This window comes from Promicromonospora sp. CA-289599 (genome assembly GCF_050936155.1).
Lineage (GTDB): Bacteria > Actinomycetota > Actinomycetes > Actinomycetales > Cellulomonadaceae > Promicromonospora.
This window is the reverse complement of record NZ_JBNJNI010000001.1, coordinates 1,705,431-1,726,522: the sequence shown is the minus strand read 5'-3', so window position 1 is coordinate 1,726,522 and position 21,092 is coordinate 1,705,431. Positions and strand designations below refer to the sequence as shown.

General features: G+C 72.2%; 19 protein-coding genes. 8 read left to right on the top strand and 11 right to left on the bottom strand.

The features are described from left to right. Nucleotides 1-78: 78 nt before the first annotated feature. Nucleotides 79-1,581 (bottom strand): S8 family peptidase, encoded by a 1,503-nt coding sequence (locus tag ACQEVI_RS07605; RefSeq protein WP_432896395.1) that lies wholly within the window; start codon nt 1,579-1,581, stop codon nt 79-81. Between the two features lie 184 nt (nt 1,582-1,765). On the opposite strand from ACQEVI_RS07605, the gene ACQEVI_RS07600 reads away from it, so the two are divergent. The 4 genes from ACQEVI_RS07600 (at nt 1,766) to ACQEVI_RS07585 (ending at nt 5,110) form a co-directional block, all read left to right on the top strand. Then, entirely contained in the window at nt 1,766-2,407 is a 642-nt protein-coding gene (locus ACQEVI_RS07600; RefSeq protein ID WP_432896394.1) for an FMN-binding negative transcriptional regulator, read from the top strand. A gap of 14 nt (nt 2,408-2,421) precedes the next feature. Continuing rightward, entirely contained in the window at nt 2,422-3,948 is a 1,527-nt protein-coding gene (locus ACQEVI_RS07595) for an amidohydrolase (protein ID WP_432905848.1), read from the top strand. Between the two features lie 167 nt (nt 3,949-4,115). Next, nucleotides 4,116-4,553, top strand: a complete 438-nt coding sequence (locus tag ACQEVI_RS07590; RefSeq protein WP_432896391.1) for a helix-turn-helix domain-containing protein — start codon at nt 4,116-4,118, stop codon at nt 4,551-4,553. Nucleotides 4,554-4,561: 8 nt separating this feature from the next. Next, nucleotides 4,562-5,110, top strand: a complete 549-nt coding sequence (locus ACQEVI_RS07585; protein WP_432896388.1) for a PIN domain-containing protein — start codon at nt 4,562-4,564, stop codon at nt 5,108-5,110. A 106-nt stretch (nt 5,111-5,216) separates the two neighbouring features. Here ACQEVI_RS07585 and ACQEVI_RS07580 read toward each other — a convergent pair whose 3' ends face one another. The 8 genes from ACQEVI_RS07580 to ACQEVI_RS07545 are packed head-to-tail and all read right to left on the bottom strand — an operon-like array spanning nt 5,217 to nt 13,691. Continuing rightward, a complete protein-coding gene (locus tag ACQEVI_RS07580; protein ID WP_432896386.1) occupies nt 5,217-5,570 on the bottom strand; it encodes a DUF202 domain-containing protein in 354 nt (117 codons plus the stop codon). After that, entirely contained in the window at nt 5,567-5,926 is a 360-nt protein-coding gene (locus tag ACQEVI_RS07575) for a YidH family protein (protein ID WP_432896383.1), read from the bottom strand. Before ACQEVI_RS07575 ends, ACQEVI_RS07580 begins: the two co-directional genes overlap by 4 nt. After that, nucleotides 5,923-6,726, bottom strand: coding sequence for a GntR family transcriptional regulator (locus ACQEVI_RS07570; protein WP_432896380.1), 804 nt, complete (start codon nt 6,724-6,726; stop codon nt 5,923-5,925). The genes ACQEVI_RS07575 and ACQEVI_RS07570 overlap by 4 nt, the downstream gene beginning before the upstream one ends. Further along, nucleotides 6,707-8,341 carry a dipeptide ABC transporter ATP-binding protein gene (locus tag ACQEVI_RS07565; RefSeq protein ID WP_432896377.1) on the bottom strand — a complete coding sequence of 545 codons (1,635 nt, stop codon included), beginning with the start codon at nt 8,339-8,341 and terminating at the stop codon, nt 6,707-6,709. Before ACQEVI_RS07565 ends, ACQEVI_RS07570 begins: the two co-directional genes overlap by 20 nt. Then, complete coding sequence (locus tag ACQEVI_RS07560; RefSeq protein WP_432896375.1) at nt 8,325-10,190, bottom strand: gamma-glutamyltransferase family protein; 1,866 nt, start codon at nt 10,188-10,190, stop codon at nt 8,325-8,327. The genes ACQEVI_RS07565 and ACQEVI_RS07560 overlap by 17 nt, the downstream gene beginning before the upstream one ends. A gap of 5 nt (nt 10,191-10,195) precedes the next feature. Next, nucleotides 10,196-11,080, bottom strand: coding sequence for an ABC transporter permease (locus ACQEVI_RS07555; protein WP_432896372.1), 885 nt, complete (start codon nt 11,078-11,080; stop codon nt 10,196-10,198). Further along, nucleotides 11,077-12,030: an ABC transporter permease gene (locus tag ACQEVI_RS07550; protein WP_432896370.1), complete on the bottom strand. Its 954-nt coding sequence runs from the start codon at nt 12,028-12,030 to the stop codon at nt 11,077-11,079. The genes ACQEVI_RS07555 and ACQEVI_RS07550 overlap by 4 nt, the downstream gene beginning before the upstream one ends. A 2-nt stretch (nt 12,031-12,032) precedes the next feature. Then, complete coding sequence (locus ACQEVI_RS07545; protein WP_432896367.1) at nt 12,033-13,691, bottom strand: ABC transporter substrate-binding protein; 1,659 nt, start codon at nt 13,689-13,691, stop codon at nt 12,033-12,035. A gap of 149 nt (nt 13,692-13,840) precedes the next feature. On the opposite strand from ACQEVI_RS07545, the gene ACQEVI_RS07540 reads away from it, so the two are divergent. Next, nucleotides 13,841-15,172, top strand: coding sequence for an Nramp family divalent metal transporter (locus ACQEVI_RS07540; RefSeq protein WP_432896364.1), 1,332 nt, complete (start codon nt 13,841-13,843; stop codon nt 15,170-15,172). Between the two features lie 79 nt (nt 15,173-15,251). Here ACQEVI_RS07540 and ACQEVI_RS07535 read toward each other — a convergent pair whose 3' ends face one another. Beyond that, a complete protein-coding gene (locus tag ACQEVI_RS07535) occupies nt 15,252-16,430 on the bottom strand; it encodes a glycosyltransferase (protein WP_432896361.1) in 1,179 nt (392 codons plus the stop codon). Between the two features lie 352 nt (nt 16,431-16,782). On the opposite strand from ACQEVI_RS07535, the gene ACQEVI_RS07530 reads away from it, so the two are divergent. Both ACQEVI_RS07530 and ACQEVI_RS07525 read left to right on the top strand, forming a co-directional pair. Next, a complete protein-coding gene (locus ACQEVI_RS07530; RefSeq protein WP_432896358.1) occupies nt 16,783-17,778 on the top strand; it encodes an alpha/beta fold hydrolase in 996 nt (331 codons plus the stop codon). Nucleotides 17,779-17,864: 86 nt separating this feature from the next. Then, nucleotides 17,865-19,055, top strand: a complete 1,191-nt coding sequence (locus ACQEVI_RS07525) for an acyltransferase family protein (RefSeq protein ID WP_432896355.1) — start codon at nt 17,865-17,867, stop codon at nt 19,053-19,055. A gap of 82 nt (nt 19,056-19,137) precedes the next feature. Here the strand turns inward: ACQEVI_RS07525 and ACQEVI_RS07520 are convergent, their stop codons facing one another. Further along, nucleotides 19,138-19,965: an RDD family protein gene (locus ACQEVI_RS07520; RefSeq protein WP_432896352.1), complete on the bottom strand. Its 828-nt coding sequence runs from the start codon at nt 19,963-19,965 to the stop codon at nt 19,138-19,140. Nucleotides 19,966-20,032: 67 nt separating this feature from the next. Between ACQEVI_RS07520 and ACQEVI_RS07515 the strand changes: the two genes are divergently transcribed. Next, nucleotides 20,033-21,022, top strand: a complete 990-nt coding sequence (locus ACQEVI_RS07515; RefSeq protein WP_432896349.1) for a stage II sporulation protein M — start codon at nt 20,033-20,035, stop codon at nt 21,020-21,022. The last annotated feature ends 70 nt before the right edge of the window (nt 21,023-21,092 follow it).

Sequence of the window (21,092 nt, the reverse complement as noted above, 5' to 3'; positions counted from 1 at the left end):
TCCACGGGAGCGCGACAGAAGGGCCGCCGACCTGCGTCGGCGGCCCTTCTGCTCTGCTGGTCCGAACTGCTCGAGGACCTACTTGACCGTCACGGCGTCCAGGGCGTCGGTGATGCCGTCACCGTAGAAGCTGTTCTCGTCCAGCGTGCCCACGCAGGCCGGCCCGGCCGTCGTGGTGGTGCACTCGTGGTCGTCGGCCTGGTTGCGGACGGCCGCCTCCAGCTTGGCCGGGCTCCAGCGCGGGTGCGCCGACTTCATGAGCGCGAGCACGCCCGCGACGTGCGGGGACGCCATCGACGTGCCGCTCTTGAGGTCCCAGGTGCCGTCGAGCTCCGTGGACAGGATCGCGCTGCCCGGGGCGGAGACGTCGATCTTGCCGAGGCCGCGGTTCGAGAACGAGCTGAGGTTCGTGGCCTGGGTCAGGGACGAGACCGTCACGACGCCGTCCAGCTCAGCGGGGATGTCCTCGCAGCCGGAGTTGATCACCCGGTTCACGGCAGCCGAGTCGTTGGGGCTCGACGCGTCGGTGGTGTTGTTGGCCAGGTCGGTGGCCGCGTTGCCCGCCGCGGCGGCGTGCACCACGCCCCGCTTCGTCGAGAAGTCCACCGCGCGGCGCACGGCCTCCTTCGCGGCAGCCTGGTCGGGCTGGTCCTCGCACCAGTACATGAACGGGTCGATGTAGTACGAGTTGTTCGTGACGTCCATGCGGTGCAGGCCCGCCCAGATGAAGCCGCAGACCGCGTACTCGGGGTAGATGTACCCGTCGTCGTTCACCACCTTGACCGAGGCCATCTTGACGCCCGGGGCCACGCCCACGATGCCGACGCCGTTCTGCGCCGCGGCGATGGTGCCGGCGACGTGCGTGCCGTGGTCCGACGTGGTCGGCAGCCAGCCGGTCGCCGAGGTGTCCGGCTTGCCGCCGTCCGTGCAGTTCACCGACTGGTCGGCGTCGACCTGGGTGGCCAGGTCGGGGTGCGACGCGTCGATCCCGGAGTCCAGCACGCCGACGGTGACGCGGGACGAGCCGGGGTTGACCTCGATGGCCTGGTCAGCCTTGATCATCGTCATGTCCCACTGCGTCGCCTCGCCCGGGTCGGGGACGGCGGTGGTGCCGGCCGGCTCGTCGACGGTCCAGCCGGTGGTGTCCTTCTTCGCCTGGCCCACGACGGTCTTGCTCTTCTTGGCTCCAGCGGCGGTCTCGGCGCCCGGCGTGCCCTCGGTCGGCGAGACGGTGCGGGTGGCGCCGACCGACTCGACGACGCCGACGCGGTCGGCGGTGAGCACGTCCTCGCGGAACGAGCCGTTCGCGGAGTGGACGACGAGCACGCCGATCTGCGGCCAGGCCTGGACGACGACGCCGTCGGCCCGCTTGATCGCCTTGACCGCGAGGATGGTGTCCCGGGCGCCGGCGCGCTCCGTGTTCACGACGTACGAGAACAGTGCTCCGTCCGGCGTGACGATCGGGACGGGCGTCGACTCCGGCTCGTCGGCCGCGTTTCCGGCTGCGCTGCCGAACACGCTGAGCGCGAGCGCCGTCGCTGTGGCGACCGCGAGTGCTCTGCGGGAGTGGGAGATGCGCATGTTCACTCTCCTGTGGTGACGTATGAGCCCCCGTGCGGGGCCCTAGGGCAACTTACGCGTCCTGGCGAGAATTGCCATCGGATCTGGGCAGAAGATACGAGCGCGAAACCTACTTTTTCGCCCCGCGGTGCTTTCGTCGCACCGGTGCGTCCCGGCCGGGAGCACGTGATGGTTCGATGACCCTGTGATCGACAACCGCGACTACCGGATCGAGGACGAGGCCCGCGTGCGCGAGCTCGTCCGCACCCACGGCTGGGCCACCCTGGTCTCGGTCGCCGACGACGGCGCGCCCGTCGCCTCCCACCTGCCGGTCCTGCTGGAGGACACACCGCCGGGGGAGCCGATGAGCCTGCTCAGCCACGTCGGCCGGCCGGACGAGGTGCTGCACGGGTTCCACAGCGGACGCGAGTCGCTGCTCGTCGTCCAGGGACCGCACGGCTACGTGTCGCCCGGCTGGTACGACATGACGCCCGCCGTGCCGACGTGGAACTACGTGGCGGTCCACCTGCGCTGCACCGTCGAGCTGCTCGGGCCCGACGAGTCGTACGCGATCCTGTCCGACACCGTCGACAGGTACGAGTCTGTGCTCCCCGACCCGGTCCGGTTGCCCCGCGTCGAGGAGTACGCGCGGCGCATCGCCAAGGGCGCCGCGGGGTTCCGCCTGCGGGTCACCGGATGGCAGGGCAAGGCCAAGCTCAGCCAGGACAAGCCGCGCGCCGTCGCGGAACGTGTCGTGGCGGCGCTGGAGTCCGACCCGCACTACGCGCAGCCCGCGCTCGCGGCGGAGCTGCGGGCCGAGCTCGACCGTAGACCGGACCAGTCGTGAGCCTCGCGGAGCCGATGCTGCTCACGGGCGCCCGCCTGATCGACGGCGGGCGTGCCGAGCTTTTTGACCTGCTGGTGTCCGACGGCGTGGTGCGGGCGGTGGCGCCGTCCGGCACTCTTGCCGGGGCGGGCGCCCGGACGGTGGAACGCGTCGACCTCGACGGGCGTACCGTCCTGCCCGGTCTCTGGGACAAGCACGTCCATCTCACGCAGTGGGCGCTGGTGCGGCGCCGGCTCGACCTGTCCGGCGCCGGCTCCGCGGCCGAGGTGGTGGCGCTCGTGCGCGACCGCCTCGCCGACGGTCTGCCCGAGCCGGGGACCGCGCTGGTCGGCTACGGGTTCCGGGACGGCCTGTGGCCGGACGTCCCTACCGCCGCGCTGCTCGACGCCGTGGCGGGCTCCGTTCCGGTGGTGCTCATGTCCGGGGATCTGCACTGCGCCTGGCTCAGCACCGCTGGCCTGGGGTTCGTCGGCGTCGACGCACACCCCACCGGTGTGCTGCGGGAGAGCGAGTGGCTGCCGCTGGCCGTCGCCGTCGACCGGGCGCCCGAGGACCTCGCCGACACCTGGGTGGCCGACGCCGCCGCTGCCGCCGCGGCCCGGGGCGTGGTCGGCGTCGTCGACCTGGAGATCACCGACAACCTGACCTCCTGGCGTCGCCGGTTCGCCGGGGGTTTCGACGCGCTGCGCGTCCGGGCCGGCGTCTGGACGTCCTGGCTCGACGACGTCCTCGCTGAGGGCCTGCACACCGGCGACGTGCTGCCGGGCACGGGCGGCCTGCTGGAGCAGGGGCCGTACAAGGTGGTCACGGACGGCTCGCTCAACACCCGCACCGCCTACTGCCGGGATGCTTATCCCGGCCTGACGGGGCCAGAGGCGCACGGGATCCTGTCGGTGCCGCCCGAGGGCCTGGTCCCGCTCATGAAGCGCGCCCACGACGGCGGGCTGCGGTGCGCGATCCACGCGATCGGCGACCACGCCAACGCCCTCGCGCTGGACGCGTTCGCCGCGACGGGCGCGCGCGGCTCGGTCGAGCACGCCCAGCTGCTCGACGCCGCCGACCTCGCCCGGTTCGCCGAGCTCGGGGTGATCGCATCCGTCCAGCCCGAGCACGCCATGGACGACCGCGACGTCGCCGACCGGCACTGGGCCGGCCGCACCGGGCGTGCCTTCCCGTACGGCTCCCTGGCCGACGCCGGGGCGGTGCTCGCGCTGGGCTCGGACGCCCCGGTCGCGCCCCTCGACCCCTGGGCCGCGATCGCGGCGGCCGTCAGCCGTGCCCGGGACGGGCGCGAACCGTGGCACCCCGAGCAGCGGATCGGGCCGCGGACCGCGCTGGAGGCCTCGACGGACGGGCGCGGGCTGTATCCGGCGGCGGGCGGCCCGGCGGACCTGGTGGTCCTGGATGGCGACCCGCTGGAGGCCGACGCCGCCGACGCCGATGGGGACGGGGCCGGGGCTGCGGGCGCGGCGGACGCGCTGCGGAAGATGCCGGTAGCGGGCACCCTGCTGGCGGGCCGCTGGACCTACCGGACGTTCTGAGTCCGGACCGTCCACCCCCACACACTGCACACGACACGCCGGTGATGGCGGGCAGTGTGTAGGGGTCGCCGTGGTCGCGCGGGTTCCATTGTCGTTGATGTGCGGTTGCCGGTCATCTACGCTTCGTTTGTTGCGTCTGATTCGACTGTTGCGACTGGAGGTTTGTGATGAGCGAGGCAACACCCCTCATCCCGGGGCCCGCTGATGCGGAGCTGGCTCGGTCTGCGCTGCGCGCGCTCGGTGCCGCGCCTGCTACGGACGGCCCTGTCCATCTTCGGGTCGAAGAGGGCGCCGACATCGTCGTACCAAGGTCAGCGCTCAGTGCGTTGGCGCAGGTGCTCTCCGCTTTTGCGCACGGCGAGGGTGTGACCGTGCTCCCGGCGCAGGCGGAACTGACCACGCAGCAGGCTGCTGACGCCCTGAACGTGTCGCGCCCGTTCCTGATCGGGTTGCTGGAGCAGGGCAAGATCGCGTACCGCACCGTGGGCACGCATCGCCGAGTCAAGGCTTCCTCGTTGGTCGAGTACATGCGCGCTGACGACGCCGAACGCCTGGCCGCAGCTGATGCACTCTCGGCAGAGACCTATGACCTCGGTCTGACCTGATGTCGGTAGTGGCGCTGTACGACGCGAACGTGCTGTACCCGTCCACGTTGCGTGACGTCTTGATCCGCGTCGGCGTCGCGCAGCTGGTCCGTCCGAAGTGGAGCGACCAGATCCTGGACGAGACGTTCCGGAACCTGCGGGCCAATCGTCCTGATCTCGGTGCTGAACAGCTCGGGCGAACTCGGGATCTGATGAATCGTGCCCTGCGCGACGTACTTGTCACCGGCCATCAGGGCCTCATCGGCACGTTGGACCTGCCGGACCGTGACGACCGGCACGTTCTGGCCGCCGCGATCACCGGTGGGGCGAAGGTGATCGTGACCAAGAACCTACGGGACTTCCCTGCATCAGCGTTGGCGCCGTACGGACTGATTGCTGAGCACCCCGACGACTTCCTGGTCGGCCTCGTTCAGGAGCACTCGACCGTCGTCACCACCATCGTCGATGCGATTGCGCGGACGTGGAAGAACGCCGATCCCGAGATCGTGCTCAAGAGCTTGACGGTTGAGGCCCCGAGGGCTGCGGAACTGATTCGTGACGGGCGCGCGTCCATGTGAGGCAGGCGAACCCGGACCGTCCACCCCTACACACTGCACGCGACACGCCGGTGATGGCGGGCAGTGTGTAGGGGTCGCTGCTGACCAGCGGCCGTCCCCCGAGGGGTCAGTCGCTCAGCGCGCCCAGGATCAGGTATCCCGCACAGGCCGCACCGAGGACCAGGGCAGCGGCCGTGGCGAGGGCGATGGGGGCGGCGCCGTGGTCGAGGGAACCGGTGGTGTGCAGCGCGGCGTTGGCCCGGCGGTAGCCGATCGCGGCCGCGACATAGGCGGCGACCGCCAGGCCGGTACCGATCACGCCCGCGAAGACCGCGAGGACACCGGCGGACTCCACCGTGAAGCGCATGGCGACGACGCTGGCCACCCCGAAGGCGAGGCATGTGCGGCGCCAGGCGAGCAGGGTGCGCTCGGTCTGCAGGCCGGAGTCGTAGACGCCGTCCTCGCCGGCCTCCCGGCTCATACGAACAGCCCGATGGCCACCAGCGCGACCGCGACGACGATGCCCACGACGAGCAGCGCGCCGACGGCGAGGCCGGGGAGCGGCCGGCCCAGGCGCAGCGCCGTCTCGGTGGCGGCCCAGCCGAGCCAGGCCTGCACCGCGGCGACGGTGCCCAGCACGAGGAAGACACCGGCGGCGGCCACGCGCCAGCCGGTCGCGGCGGGCAGCGAGAGCGCCTCGAGCGCGAACGCGCCCGCGTACAACCCGAGCGCCGTGCGCAGCCAGGCCAGGAACGTGCGCTCGTTGGCGAGGCTGAACCGGGGGTCCGGCTCTTCGCCGTCCCGGTAGACGCGCTGGGGGAATCGCTTCGCGCTCACGGTCGTGCGACCCCCGTGCCGGCCGTCCGGCGTTCCTCCACCGCTGCCGCGACCACCGGGTCGGAGCTCGGGGTCGTGACGCCGTACCGCAGCAGGTAGCCGATGCGGGACTCGCGCACGTGCGCGGCCATCAGCGCCGCGGCGCGCTCGCCGTCGCCCGCGTCGATGGCGCTCACGATCACGCGGTGCTCGGGCCAGAGCCGCTTGCCCCGCGGCTGCACCGCGGCGGCGTAGAGCCACTCGATCTTCCACGAGAGCTGGCGCAGCAGCCGGGTCATCGTCGCGCTGCCGCTGAGCTCGGCGATGGCGATGTGGATCTGGTCGTTGATGGCGACCAGGGGATCCAGGTCGTCGGCCGCCACGTGCGCGTCACCGGCGTCGAGCAGGGCGGCGATCTCGCGGCGGATGTGCCACCAGCTCTCGGGGCTCTCGTCGCCCGAGTAGAGCGCGGCCGCCCGGCGGGCGGCGCTGCGGGCCGTCGCCACCTCGAGGGCCTCGCGCACCGCGAAGAGGTCGTCGGCGTCGTGCACCGGGATGGGTGCCACCCGCGAGCCCACGTGCGGCCGGGAATCGATGAAACCCTCGCTCTCCAGGCCGCGCAGCGCCTCCCGGACAGGGACCCGCGAGACGACGTAGCGCTGGGCCAGCGACGCCTCGGTGATACGAGCACCGGGGGTCAGGACGCCGGCGATGATGTCCCGCCGGATCGCGTCCTGGACCGACACCGGCCGACCGCCGGTCGGCACGCCGCCGGTCGGCATGGGGTCGGCGAGCACGGGCTCATCGGACGAAAGCGGCACCGGGGATAGCTCCTAGCAGGTCGCGGGTGTACTCGGCGCTCGGGGAGTGGAACACGTCGTCGACCGCCCCTTGCTCCTCGACGCGGCCTTGCCGCAGCACCACCACATTATCCGCTATGCCGCGGACCACTGCGAGGTCGTGGCTGATGAACAGGTACGACACCCCCAGCCGTTCCTGCAGGTCACCCAGCAGCTCCAGGATCTGCTCCTGGACCAGGACGTCGAGGGCGGAGACCGCCTCGTCGAGCACGAGCAGCTCCGGCTCGGGCGCCAGCGCCCGCGCGATGGCGACGCGCTGACGCTGCCCGCCGGACAGCTCGCCCGGGTGCCGGTGCGCCACGTCCCGCGGGAGCGCCACCTGGTCCAGCAGGTCGGCGACCCGCGTGCGCCGCGAGTCGCGGTCGCCGACGCCGAAGATCCGCAAGGGCTCGTCGACGATCCGCTCGACGGTGTGCGTGGGGTCGAGCGAGGCGTACGGGTCCTGGAACACGGGTTGCACGCGTCGCCGCAGGGCGTGCCGCTCGGTGCGCGCGGCCCCGGCGATGCTCCTTCCGTCCACCAGGGCCGCCCCGCTGGTCGGTGTCTCCAGTCCGAGGAGGATGCGGGAGACGGTGGTCTTGCCCGATCCGGACTCGCCGACCAGCGCGGTCGTCCCGCCGCGCGGGACCGTGAACGACACGTGGTCCACGGCCCGCAGCAGCCCGCCCCGCCCACGCACCCGGTACTCCTTGACCAGGTCCCGCACGGTGACGACGTCGGCGCCCGCGGCGCGCTCCACCGGAGCCACCGGAGCCACCGGCCCCCGGGTCTCCCCGCCCTGCGTGACGACGGCGGCCGGCGCCGCCGCGACCAGCCGCCGCGTGTACTCGTGCTGCGGCGAACGCAGGACCTGCTCGGGGGTGCCCTGCTCGACGACCCGGCCGTCGAGCATGACGATCACCCGGTCGGCCCGGTCGGCGGCGAGCCCCAGGTCGTGCGTGACCAGGATCATGGCGGTCCCGTGGGCCTCGGCCAGCGCCACCAGGTGGTCGAGGATGCGCCGCTGCACCGTGACGTCCAGGGCCGACGTCGGCTCGTCGGCGAGCAGCAGCTCGGGCTGCCGGGCCAGCGCCATCGCGATGAGCACGCGCTGGCGCATGCCGCCCGAGAACTCGTGCGGGAACTGCTTGGCGCGCCGCTCCGGCTCGGGCACGCCGGCCTCGGCCAGCAGCTCGACGACGCGCTGCCGGACGGCGTCACCGCGCATACCGTCGGCACGCAGTGCGTCGGCCACCTGGTCGCCGAGCCGCATGGCCGGGTTGAGGTTGGTGCCCGGGTCCTGCGGCACCAGGGCGATCCGGCCGCCCCGGACGGCGCGCATGCGGGCCTCGCCGGCGGAGGCGAGGTCCTCGCCGTCGAGGCTGATGGTGCCCCCGGTGAGGCGGCCGGCGCCGGGCAGCAGCCGCAGGAGTGCGGCGACGACCGTCGACTTGCCCGAGCCGGACTGGCCCACGATCGCGACCCGCTCGCCGCGTGCGACGTCGAGGTCGACGTCGCGCACGACGGGGATGTCGCCGTAGGCGACGCTCAGCCCCCGGACGGACAGGAGCGGCGTGGTGTCAGCGTCCTGCGGCATAACCCTGCGCCCCTCTCGGGTTGGCGGCGGCTCCGAGCAGCCCGGTCGCAGGGTCACGGGTCACGGCCGACAGGCGCCCCAGCGCCCAGTCGCCGGCCCGGGTCACGACGTGCCCGCGGCGCACCAGGGCGGCGATGACGTCGGCACCGAGCCGGTCCTCCACCACGGCGCCGCCCGGCGTCCAGGTGCGCGGCCAGAACGAGCCGGGGAACGACGTCGTGTGCAGGGCCGGTGCGTCGATCGCCTGCTGCGGCGTGTACCCACCGACGAGCACCCGGAGCAGGAACAGCAGCTGCCACTGGTCCTGCTGGTCGCCGCCCGGGGAGCCGAGCGCGATCAGCGGCTCGCCGTCGCGCAGCACGAGCGTGGGCGTGAGCGTGGTCCGCGGCCGCCGTCCGGGGACCAGGGCCGACGGCGACGCCTCGTCGAGCCACGTCATCTGCAGCCGCGTGCCCAGGCAGAAGCCGAGACCGGGCACCGTGGGGGAGGACTGCAGCCAGCCGCCCGAGGGCGTGGCCGAGACCATGTTGCCCCAGCGGTCCACGACGTCGATGTGGCACGTGTCCCCGCGGGTGGCGCCGGTGTGCTCGGGGGAGTCGGGCTCCGGGACCGTCGGCTCGCCGACGCCCGCCGCCGCGCCGCCCGTCGGCGCGCCCGGCAGCGAACCGGCCGGGGCGCTGGTCACGTACTCGGTGCGCAGGGTGGGCACGGGCGGCGTCGTCCGGCCGGGGACGTCGCCGGGGCGCACCTCGTGGCTCGCGGCGTCCCCGATCAGGGCCCGCCGCGCGGCCGCGTACTCCTCGCTGAGCAGGTACGTCAGCGGCACGTCGTCGGAGTCGGCGGCGGGGTCGCCGTACCAGACGTCGCGGTCCGCCATCGCGAGCTTCTGGGCCTCGAGGACCGTGTGGGCGCCGAGCTCGGTGGACGGGTCGAGCGCGGCGTCGTCGAACCCCTCGAGGATCTTGAGCGCCGCGAGCATGGCCGGGCCCTGTCCCCAGGCACCGGTCTTGGCGACGGTGTACCCGCGGAACGTCGCGGTGCAGGCGTCCTCGTAGGAGGCCTCGAAGCCGGCGACGTCGGCGGCGGTCATGACGCCCGCGTGGTCGCCGCCGTCGGCATGCCGGTGCGGGGTGCCGACGAACGCCTCGACGGCCGCGCCCACGCGCTCGCGCCAGGCCACCCTGGCGAGGTCGATGGCCTTCGCGCGGCTCGCTGCCCCGGAGCCCGCCGAGACGACCGCTTCCAGCAGGTCGGCGTACTCCGGGTTGGTCACGAGCGTGCCGGGGGCGGGGGCCGCGCCGTCCGGCAGCCAGCGGGCGGCCGAGGTGGGCCAGTGGTCCCGGAACAGGTCGCTGACCAAGGAGATGGTGGAGCTGACCCGGCCGAGCACCGGGTGCCCGTCGCGGGCGTACCCGACCGCGTACGCCAGCACGTCGCCCAGGTCCCAGGTGCCGTGGTCGCGCAGGAGCAGCAGCCAGGCGTCGACGGCGCCCGGCACCGCCGCCGCCAGCGCCCCCGAACCCGGCACGAGGTCGAGCCCCTCGGCCCGGAAGTGCTCGATCGTGGCGCCCGCCGGCGCAGGGCCCTGGCCCATCAGCACGCGCGGGGCCGACGGCGCGTCCGCGGTGACGAAGACACCCGTCATGTCGCCGCCCGGCCCGTTGAGGTGCGGCTCCACGACGTGCAGCACGAACGCGCCGGCGACCGCGGCGTCGAACGCGTTGCCGCCCCGTTCGAGCACGGCCTGGGCGCTCGCGGTGGCGATCCAGTGGGTGGAGCCCACCATCCCGAACGTGCCCGTCAGGTCGGGGCGCGTGGCAGGGGCGGTGGGCGGGGTGAACGACGTCATGACACTCACTTACGGTCGGTGGACGGGTCGAGGGCGTCGCGCAGGGCGTCCCCGAGGAGGTTGAAACCGAGACAGATCCCCACGATGGCCAGGCCGGGGAACAGCGCGGCGGTGGGCGCGCGGCCCAGGTACTGCTGCGCGTCCGAGAGCATGATGCCCAGGCTCGGCGTGGGCGGCTGGATGCCGAGCCCCAGGAACGAGAGCACCGCCTCGCCCAGCACCGCCGCCGGCATGATGACCGTGGCCTGCACGATGATCGCCGAGAGGCAGTTCGGCAGGATGTGCTGCGCGAGAATCCGCGGCCCGGACGCGTCCATCGCTGTGGCCGCCAGCACGAACGGGCTCTCCTTGAGCCGCATCGTCTCGGCGCGCACCACCCGCACCATGGTCGGCACCTGCGCGATGCCGAGCGAGACGGCGGCACCCGAGAGGCTGGGCCCGTTGATGGCGGCCAGCCCCACCGCGAGGATCAGGAACGGGAACGCGAGCGTCACGTCGGTCAGGCGGGAGACGGGCGCGTCGAGCCACCGCCAGTAGCCGGCTGCCAGCCCGAGCGGCGTCCCGACGACGACGGCGAGGCCGACGGCGACGACCCCCACCATGAGCGAGGCCCGGATCCCGTACATCATCCGGGACAGGACGTCGCGGCCCAGGTCGTCGGTGCCGAGCGCGTAGCCGATCGTGCCCGGGAGCTGGAACGGCGCGTCGAAGTGGACCTCGGCGGGTCCGTGCGGCGCGAGCAGCGGCGCGAGCAGCCCGGCCAGCACGACTACCGCGAGCATGACGGCGCCGGTGATCGCCTGGGGGGTCCGCAGCCGGGAGAGCAGACGCCGCGGCGGCGCGAAGCCGGGCGCACCGGCCGCGACGTCGCCGTGCTCGATGACGGTCATGAGCGGCCTCCCACTCGGATACGCGGGTCGATGACGGAGTACAGGACGTCCACGGCGAGGTTGACCAGCACGTAGCCCACGGTGGTCAGCACCACGATGGCCTGGATGACGGGGTAGTCGCGCTGGAAGACGGCGTCGAGCGTGAGCTTGCCGAACCCGGGCAGCGCGAAGATCTGCTCGGTGACCACCGCCCCGGAGATCAGGCCGCCGAGCTGCAGCCCGGCGATCGTGACCACGACGATGAGGGAGTTGCGCAGTCCGTAGCGCAGCAGCACCCGGGTGCGGCCGAGGCCCTTGGCGCGGGCGGTGCGGACGTAGTCGGTCCGCATCGTCTCGATCATGGAAGCCCGGGTCTGCCGCATGATGACGGCGGCCAGGCCGGTGCCCAGGATGAGTGCGGGCAGGGTCAGGTGCACCACCCAGCCCACGGGATCCTCCGTGAGCGGCACGTAGCCCGAGGCCGGGAACAGCCCGAGCCCGACGCACAGGTAGAGGATCGCGAGCATGCCGAGCCAGAAGTTCGGCACGGACAGGCTGGTCAGCGCCGCCGCGTTCGCCATCCACTCGGGCCAGCGCCCGCGGTAGCGCTCCGCGAGCAGGCCGAGCACCACCCCGGACACGACGGCGACGACTATCGCGTACAGCGAGAGCCACAGCGTCACGGGCAGCGTGGCCGCGATCATGCTCACGACCGAGGCACCGGTGCGGGTGGACTCGCCGAGGTCACCCGAGGCGACCTCGGCGAGGAACCGTCCGTACTGCACCCAGACCGGCTGGTCCAGGCCCAGGTCGGCGCGGATCATGGCGAGCCGTTCCGGTGTGGCCTCCTCGCCCGCCATCGCGAGCGCGGGGTCGCCGGGCAGCATGCGGACGCCCAGGAAGATCACCACGGACGCCAGCAGGAGGGTGACGGCCGACTGCCCGAGGCGGACGAGGAGGTAGCGACGCATGCTCAGCCTTCGGCCGGCTCGACGAACGCCGAGTGGCTCAGCCGCACCACGCCGTCGGCGTAGGTGGAGATGCCCGCGACCTCGTCGACGTAGCCGGTCAGGTTGCGGGTCCGGTACAGGTAGATGACCGGGTTGTCCTGCTGCACCTGCGTGACGACCTGGCCGTAGAGCTCTGCGCGCTCCTCCGGGTCGACGACGGTCGCGGCCTCGGTGAGCAGGTCGTCGACGTCGGGGTCGCTGTACCCCGAGTAGTTGTTGCCGGCCCCGGTGCTGAGGAAGTTGAACATGTTGCCGTGCGGGTCGACGCGGCCCGACCACCCGAGCTGCAGCAGGTCGAAGTCGCCCTGCTCCTGGACCTCCAGCAGCGAGGAGTACTCCACGGGTACGATCTCGACGTCGAATCCGCCGTCGGCCACCGAGGCCTGGACCGCCTGCGCGAGGCGCAGGGTGTCGGGCGTGTTGGTCACCTTCATCTCGATCTCGTACGGCACGTCGGCGCCTGCCTCCTCCAGCAGTGCCTTGGCGCCCTCCGGGTCGTGCTCCGGGCAGGCCTCGCTCGCGTCCGTGCTGAACGGGGACGCCGGGGAGATCGGCGAGCAGGCGGGGTCGAACCGGTCGTTGAACACGGACTTCACGAGCTGCTCGCGGTCCACCGCCATCGACAGCGCCTGGCGGACCCGGGGATCGGTCGCGATCGGGGTGTCGATCTCCCCGGGCGGCGCGCCGACGCCGTCGGTGTTGCCGACGTTGACCGTCATCGCCTGGTAGCCCAGCGAGCCGACCTCGAGCACACCCACGCCGCCGTCGGCCTCCAGCGCCGAGAGGTCCTGGGTCGAGATCGTGTCGGCGACCTGGACGTCGCCCGAGCGCAGGTTGGCGGCCCGGATGCTGGCGTCCGTGATGATCCGGTAGGTGATCGAGTCCAGGTGCACGTTGTCGGCGTCGTAGTACAGGGGGTCGCGCTCGACCGTGATGGACGTCTGCGGCACCCGCTCCACGAACCGAAAAGCGCCGACGCAGACGGGGTGCTCGCCGAACTCGTCGCCCGACTCCTCCAGCGCCGTCGGCGACATGATCATGCCCGCGCGGTCGGCGAGGACCGCGGCGATCGGCGCGAAGGGCGTCTCGTAGGCGATCTCGACCTCTGTCTCGCTCACGGCCGTCACCCCGGAGATCGGGCCGAGCTCGCTGCGCCTGGACGAGTCCTCCTTGGTGAGGTGGCGCTCGATCGACGTCTTCACGGCGTCGGCGTCGAACGGCGTCCCGTCGGCGAACCGCACGCCCTCCTTGAGCGGGAACGTGACGGTGCGGCCGTCGTCCGAGACCTCGGGAAGCTCGGTGGCCAGCATCGGGACGATCTCGCCCGCGGCGTCGATGTCGTAGAGCTTCTCGCACATCGTCTCCATGACGTAGCGCGTGTAGAGCGACGACGACGTGGTCGGGTCGAGCACGTCCGGCTCGGCCGACAGGGCCATGACGAGGTCGCCGCCCTCGGAGATCGTCCGGCCGTCGAGGTCCACGCTGGTGACGTCGGCCGCGTCGTCGGCGGGGCCCGCGCTCGTCTGCACCTCCTGGCAGCCGGACAGCACGAGGACCGCGGCGAGGAGGCCGGCGGCGGGGGCGAGTGGGCCGCGCAGCCGCGGCGGCGTGAGAGTGCGCACTGGAGAATCCAATCCGGGTCTGACAGGGACTATTGCATACAATCAGTGTCGAGCAAACATGTCTGTATGCAATGTGTTGCGGTCCTGTTAAACCTCGTGCCGTGCGCGCGTCCCTTTCCGGCGGGTGAAACCCTGGGTACAGTCTCGCCATGGAAAAGGACAATGAGGTCACTTCACAGGGGATGACCGAGGACCCGCCGCCGTCGGGCGAGCGAACCGGGGCCGGGTACGACGGGACCCTCGAACGGCCGCGCTGGAAGATCATCGGCCCGGGCCTCGTCGTCGCGGCCACCGGCATCGGCGCCGGCGACCTCGTCGCCACGATGGTCGCGGGCAGCAACTACGGCTATGCGCTGCTGTGGGCGGTCATCCTCGGCGTCGTCGTGAAGATCGCCCTGGTGGAGGGCGCCGGGCGCTGGACGCTCGCGACCGGCCGCACCATCTTCGACGGCTGGAAGGGGCTCGGCCTCTGGGCCGTCGTCTACTTTGGCGTCTACGTGGTGATCTGGGGCTTCAGCTACGGCGCCGCCGCGATGTCCGGCGTCGGCCTCGCGCTGAACGGCCTGTTCCCGGGCGTCGACGTGCGCTACTGGGCGATGCTCTCCGGCGTCGCCGGGCTCCTGCTCGTCTGGTTCGGCAAGTACAAGCCGTTCGAGAACGTGATGGCGGTCCTCATCGGCGTCATGTTCGTGACGGTCGTGGGCTCGGCGGCACTGACGACGCCCAACCTCGGCGAGATCGCGGCGGGCCTCGTGCCGATCATTCCCGAGGGTGCGGTCCTGAACACGCTGGGCCTCGCGGGCGGCGTCGGCGGCACCATCACCCTTGCCGCTTACGGCTACTGGCTCACCGAGAAGGGCTGGGACACGCCCCGCTGGATGCGCGTGATGCGGCTCGACAACGCGTGGGCCTACGTCATGTCGGGCATCTTCGTGGTGTCCATGCTCATCGTGGGCTCGGAGCTGCTGTACTCCGCCGGCATGGCCGTGGCCGACGGCGAGGAGGGGCTCATCGACCTCGCCGACGTGCTCGCCCAGCGGTACGGGTCGTTCATGGCACCGCTGTTCCTCGTCGGGTTCTTCGCCGCGACGTTCTCGTCGATCCTCGGGGTCTGGCACGGCGTGTCGCTCATGTTCGCCGACTTCGTCGCCACCATGCGCAACCTGCCCAGCGACGACCGCCGTCGCGGCGCCGGCGGCACCTACTACCGGAGCTACATCCTGTGGCTGACGTTCCCGCCGATGGCACTGCTGTTCCTCGACCGGCCGATCCTGCTCGTCGTGCTCTACGGCGCGCTGGGCTCGCTCTTCATGCCGTTCCTCGCGCTGACGCTGCTGATCCTCCTGAACTCGAAGGCCGTTCCGCAGCAGTGGCGCAACCGCTGGTGGGTCAACGTGATCCTCGTCCTGGTGGCCGTGATGTTCCTGGTCCTCGGCGGCAACGAGCTCATCAAGGTGATCGCGCCGGTCTTCGGCGGCTGATCCCGCGCCGGCCGAACGTGTCAGACCCTCGGGTCATCCAGGTGACCTGAGGGTCTGACACGTTCGCCCGGTGACGGCGTCAGACCGCCACCGCCCGCATGCTCTGGACCTTCTCGTAGATCATCTCGAACGCGTCGAGGGTCCCGTCCTCGGCGTGCGCCACGACCAGCTCCCGGCTGGCCGCGCCCATGCGGTGCCGCAGGTCGGCGTCGGTCAGCAGGTCGCCCAGCCGGTTCGCCAGCTCGCGCACGTCGCCCGGCGTGTAGAGCCAGCCGTTGACGCCCGGGCGCACCAGGTGCGGCAGCGCCATCGCGTCGGCGGCCACCACGGGCAGCCCCGACGACATCGCCTCCAGCGTGACCAGGCTCTGCAGCTCGGCGATGCTCGGGATGCAGAAGATGTCGGCCTCCGCGTACGTGGCCACCAGCTCGTCGTCGGGCACGAAACCGCGGAAGGTCACCCGGTGCGAGACCCCGAGGTCGTCGGCGAGCGCTGCCAGCGCGGCCGACTGCCCTCCCTTGCCGACGATCTCGACCCGGCCGGGCGTGCCCTCGGGCAGCATCGCGACGGCGCGGATCAGCTCGTCGACCCGCTTCTCGGCGTCGAGCCGCCCGACGAAGAGGATCTTGGGCTCCGTCGTCGCGCCCCGCGGAGGTGCGGCGAAGTGCGCGGAGTCGATGCCGTTGGACACGGCGATCGCTTCGGTCAGGCCGGCGCGTGCGACCAGCAGGTCCACCGCGCGGGGGGTGGGCGCGGTCACGATCTGCGCCTTGCGATACACGCGGCCGGCGTCGCGCCCGGCCCAGGCGGCGAACGTCTCGGTGAGCGACCCGGGGATCGGCAGGTAGGCGAGGACGTTCTCCGGCATGAGGTGGTTGGTGGCCACCAGCGGGTAACCGCGCCGGGCCGTGGCGGAGACCATGCCGCGACCCACGAGGAAGTGCCCCTGGGTGTGCACGACGTCGGGCTGGATCTCGTCCAGCAGCCGGCCGACCGCCGCGGCCGCATGCCACGGGGTCACCACGCGGAGCGACTCGTGCGCCGGGTACCGGAAAGAGCGCAGGCCGTGCACGGTGACCCCGTCGAACGTCTCGACCACGGGGCGGCCCACGGGCGACGGTGCGACCACGTGCACCTCGTGCCCGCGACCGCTCAGGCCGTGCGCGAGCCGGTGGGCGAACCGCGCGGCGCCGTTGATGTCCGGTGGGTAGGTCTCCGCGCCGATCAGGATCGTGCGGCGGGTGTCGGGCAGGTTCACTGAGCTGTACCTCTCGATGGTCCGGTAAGTCTCGAAGTGGTCGTGCGCGCCGCGTGGCCCGTGTCGGAGCTGGGGATCCGCCGAGCTCGGTGGCGCAGGAACAGGACGCGGTCGCCGGGGGGCGACGGGCGGTGGACGTCCGTGCCCACACGCTCCCTCAGGACGGCGGTACCGGCGAGCGGTACGGTGCCGGGTCCGTCGAGGGCGACCGCTGTGGCTTGCATGGCTCAACCGTGGCGCAAGAAGGGTATTCACCGCCACCGGGTTTCCCCCCGGAAACGACATGGGGGTTTACCCCCATCTTTCGTGAACGTGTACCCCGGATGTCGTCGCCATGCTTAAGGTCAGCGCGATGAACAACGACATGCCTTCGCCGAGCCCGGTGCAGCGCCCGGCGCCGCTACCGCACACGAGCCAGGGGAGGCCCGCGGACGAGGCGCCCTACGCGGCCCTCGTCGCAGGTACGCCCGTGCGGGACGCGGATCGCGAGATCGGCGGGGTTCGGGCGCACGTCCGGGTGTACGGCGACCCTGCGGCACCGCAGCGGCTGGTCTTCCTGCACGGGTTCCGGGGTGATCATCACGGCCTGGAACTGATAGTGGCGCACCTCCTGCGGCAGCGCCGTGACCTGCAGGTTGTGGTGCCTGACCTGCCCGGATTCGGTGCTTCGGCTCCGCTCGGGGAGGGGCGGCACGACGTGGCGGGCTATGCGGCCTGGACCGCCGAGCTGCTGGCCGCCGTCGCGCCGGAGGGCGATGCGGTGCTCGCGGGGCACTCCTTCGGGTCGATCGTCGCGGCCGCCACGGTCGCCGGCGACGACGCACCCCGGGTGCGCGGGCTCGTGCTGGTCAACCCGATCGCCACGGCGGCGCTCGAGGGACCGCGCCGCGCGCTGAGCGCCGTGACGGTCGGTGTGCACCGGCTGGCCGCCGCGCTGCCGGAGGCCGTCGGAACCGGCCTGCTGCGTCACCCGATGTTCACCCGCGTAGCGAGTGTGGCGATGGTCACTACGGACGACCGGGTGCTGCGGCGCTGGATCCACGCCGAGCACGACAGGTACTTCTCGGGGTTCGCCGACCGGCGCACGCTGCTCGAGGCCTTCCACGCCTCGGTGGGGACCGACGTCGCCGGTTACGCCTCCGCCATCGACGTGCCGACGCTCCTGGTCGCGTCCGAGAACGACGACGTCGCCCCGCTGGCCTCGCAGCGCGTGCTGGAGCTGACGTTCCCGCGTGCCCGGCTCGCCGTCGTCCCGTACGTGGGGCACCTGGCCCACTACGAGGCGCCCGACGTCGTCGCGGACCGGACCGCCGAGTTCCTCGCCACGCTGGAGGCCGCGCCGCGCTGACCGTGCTCGGGCAGGGGTGAGAGCTGAGCGACAGTTTGATACGGTGACATTGACCGTTATCTTTCTGTGACCTAGGGTCTGCGGCGATGACGACGAGCAGCCAGCCAGCCAGCGTGTCGGAGGCAACCCCCGCGACCACGAGTGACGAGCGCCGGAGACCGTCCGGCCGACTCGTGGGGATGGACGGGCTGCGCTTCGGGGCGGCGGCCGCGGTGCTGCTCTACCACTTCACGGCGACGTCGACGGTGACCTCGTACTGGGGCGTCGACCCGGCTGACGCGTTCCCGCTGCTCAACGAGGTCACGCGGTACGGCTGGCTCGCGGTCGAGCTGTTCTTCATGATCTCCGGGTTCGTGATCCTGCTCAGCGCCGACGGCCGCGGCATCGCGGGCTTCGTCGCCTCTCGCGTGGGCAGGCTCTTCCCGGCCTACTGGGCGTGCATCGTGCTGACGGCGGGCCTGCAGCAGTTCTGGTCGGGCGGACGCCGGACCTCGCTGACCGAGACGCTGGTCAACCTCACGATGGTGCAGGACCTGTTCGAGGTGACGGGCGTCCAGGTCGTGTTCTGGACCCTGCTGGTGGAGCTCAAGTTCTACCTGCTCGTGTTCGTGGTGCTGGCGTTCGGTCCGCTCACCCGCAACCGGGTGCTCGTGTTCGCCACGCTCTGGCCGCTGGTGGGCTGGGCCGCGCAGGATCTCGGCGCGCACTGGCTCGCCGACCTGCTGGTGCCGGACTACGCCCCGTACTTCGCCGTCGGCATGCTGCTGTTCCTCGTGTACCGCGACGGCTTCGACCTGGTCAGCAGCGTGCTGCTCGCCGGGGGAGTCGCCCTGTGCGTGATGCGCGTCCTCGAGGCCGCCGGCCGGGCGTCCGACCTGCAGGGGGTGCCGGTGAACCCGCTGATCAGCGTGCTGCTCATGCTGGTGTGCGTCGTGGCGGTCTGGGCGACGACGCTCCGGGGGCGCACGGTCCCGCCCCGGCGGCTGGCGGCGGTGCTCGGAACCGTCGGCGGCCTGACCTACCCCGTCTATCTGGTGCACACGCAGTTCGGGTACGCGGTGATCGACGTGCTGGCCCACGAGACCACCCGCACCGTCGCGCTCGTCGCCGCCGGCGCGCTGAGCCTCGGCCTGGCGGTCGCGATCCACTACGGCGTCGAGCGGCCGACGTCGGCCCGGCTGCGCCGGGCGGTGCAGGCGGGGCTGCTCCGCGCCGGAGACGCGGTGCGCTCGACGTTCTCGAGGCTTTCGGACGCTCAGGCCAACCGGCTCACCTGACCCGGCTCCGTCCGGCTGAGGTGTCCGGCTGAGGTGTCCGGCTGAGGTGTCCGGCTGAGGTGTCCGGCGAGGGATCAGCGGCTCAGCGCGGCGGGTCCGGCACGGCGAACGGCAGGCGGTGCAGCAGCCCCGACTGCTCCTCTGCCCGCTTGCGCTCGCGCTGCCCGGCGACGAGCTCGCGCTCACGGCGTTCGGCGAGGACGGCGTGCAGGAACGCCTCCGGGTGCGTGCCGGGCGGCGGTCCGGGCGCCACGTAGCGCTCGATCTGCCCGGCGAGGTCGTCGCCGAGCCGGGCCCGGGACTCGGGTGCGAGGCGGGCGGCACGGCCCAGGAGCTGGCGTGCGGCCAGGGCGAGACCGTCGGGCAGACGGCGCATGTCGGCGGTGTGCGCCCACGCGGCCAGGGACTGGGGCATGACTATCGGGGCCGACAGCTGCTTGCCGCCGCGCACCCGCACCGCGTACGTGCCTGCGGCGATGTCGCCGAGGCGCTTGCCCTTCGCGTTGGCCAGCGACGCGATGGCGGCGATACCGCCGAACGTCAGCCACAGCTCGATCACCCCGACCAGGGCGCGCACCAGCGCGTGCCGGAACCGGACGGGACCGCCGTCGTCGCGCACCACGCGGATGCCGCACGCGAGCTTGCCGAGCGACCTGCCGCGCGACAGCGTCTCGACGGTGACGGGGATGCCCACCATGACCGTGACCGTCGCGAGGATGTAGACCACCGTCGCGATGTCCTCGCCCAGCACGGCGTTCTCGAGGAACCAGATGCCGCCGACGACCAGTGCGGCCACGATGACCGCGCCGATCACCAGGAAGTCGAGCATTGCGCCCATCGCGCGCGTGATGAAGGACGCGGGGCGTGCGTCCAGCACCACGCCCTCGCCGATGACTATGCCGTCCTGCACGGTTCCTCCGGTCGGGTTGCAGGGCCTTCGGGGTCACGCAGTAACTCCTGTGCGGCAGACTACCGCCGTGGACATCGACGCCTTCACCGCCGTGCACGCCGCAGAGTGGGACCGCCTCAAGGAGCTCTCGTCCCGCCGCCGCCTGGACGGCGCAGAGTCCGACGAACTGGTGCGCCTGTACCAGTCAGTGGCCACGCACCTCTCGAGGGTCCGGTCGGCCGCGCCCGACCCGGCGCTGGTCACCCGACTGTCGGACGTGCTGAACCGGGCGCGCACCCGCATCGCCGGGACGCACGAGCCGGCCTGGCGGGAGGTGGTGCGGTTCGCCGTGGTCTCGCTGCCCGCCGCGTTCTACCGGATCCGCTGGTGGTCGCACGCCGTGACGGCGGCCTGCCTGCTCGTCGCGACAGTCGCAGGCGTCTACATCGCCTCCGACGCCGACGCGATGAACACGATGATGACGCCCGCCGCGCAGGACGACTACGTGAACAACGCGTTCGCCTCCTACTACGAGCCGGGCATCGGGTTCGCCGCCGTGGTGGGGACCAACAACGCGTGGATCGCCGCGCAGGCCATCGGCGGCGGCATCACCGGGTTCTTCCCCCTGCTGGTGCTCTGGCAGAACGCGGTCCAGATCGGCGCCATCGGCGGCATGATGGCCGCCCACGGCGAGCTCGACCTGTTCCTCACGCTCATCGCTCCGCACGGCCTGCTGGAGCTGACCTGCATCTTCGTCGCGGGGGCCGCAGGCCTGCGGCTGTTCTGGACCCTCGTGGACCCCGGTCACCGCAGGCGGTCCGTCGCCATGGCCGCCGAGGGGCGCTCCCTGATCACCATGGTCATCGGGCTCGCGGCGGCGCTCGCTGTCTCCGCACTCGTGGAGGGCTTCGTCACCGGATCGGCGATGTACTGGTGGCTCAAGATCGTGATCGGTGCGATCGTGCTCGCCGGGTTCTGGACCTACGTGTACGTCCTGGGCCGCCGGGCCGTCCGCGCCGGAGCCACCGGCGACCTCGCCGAGCACGACGCGGGCGCCACCGTCGTCACCGCCGGCTGACGCTGGTCACGGCTGGGTGACAGTTGCGCGGCGCCCCGCCGTTCCGACCGAATTCGGGGCTCGCTGTCAG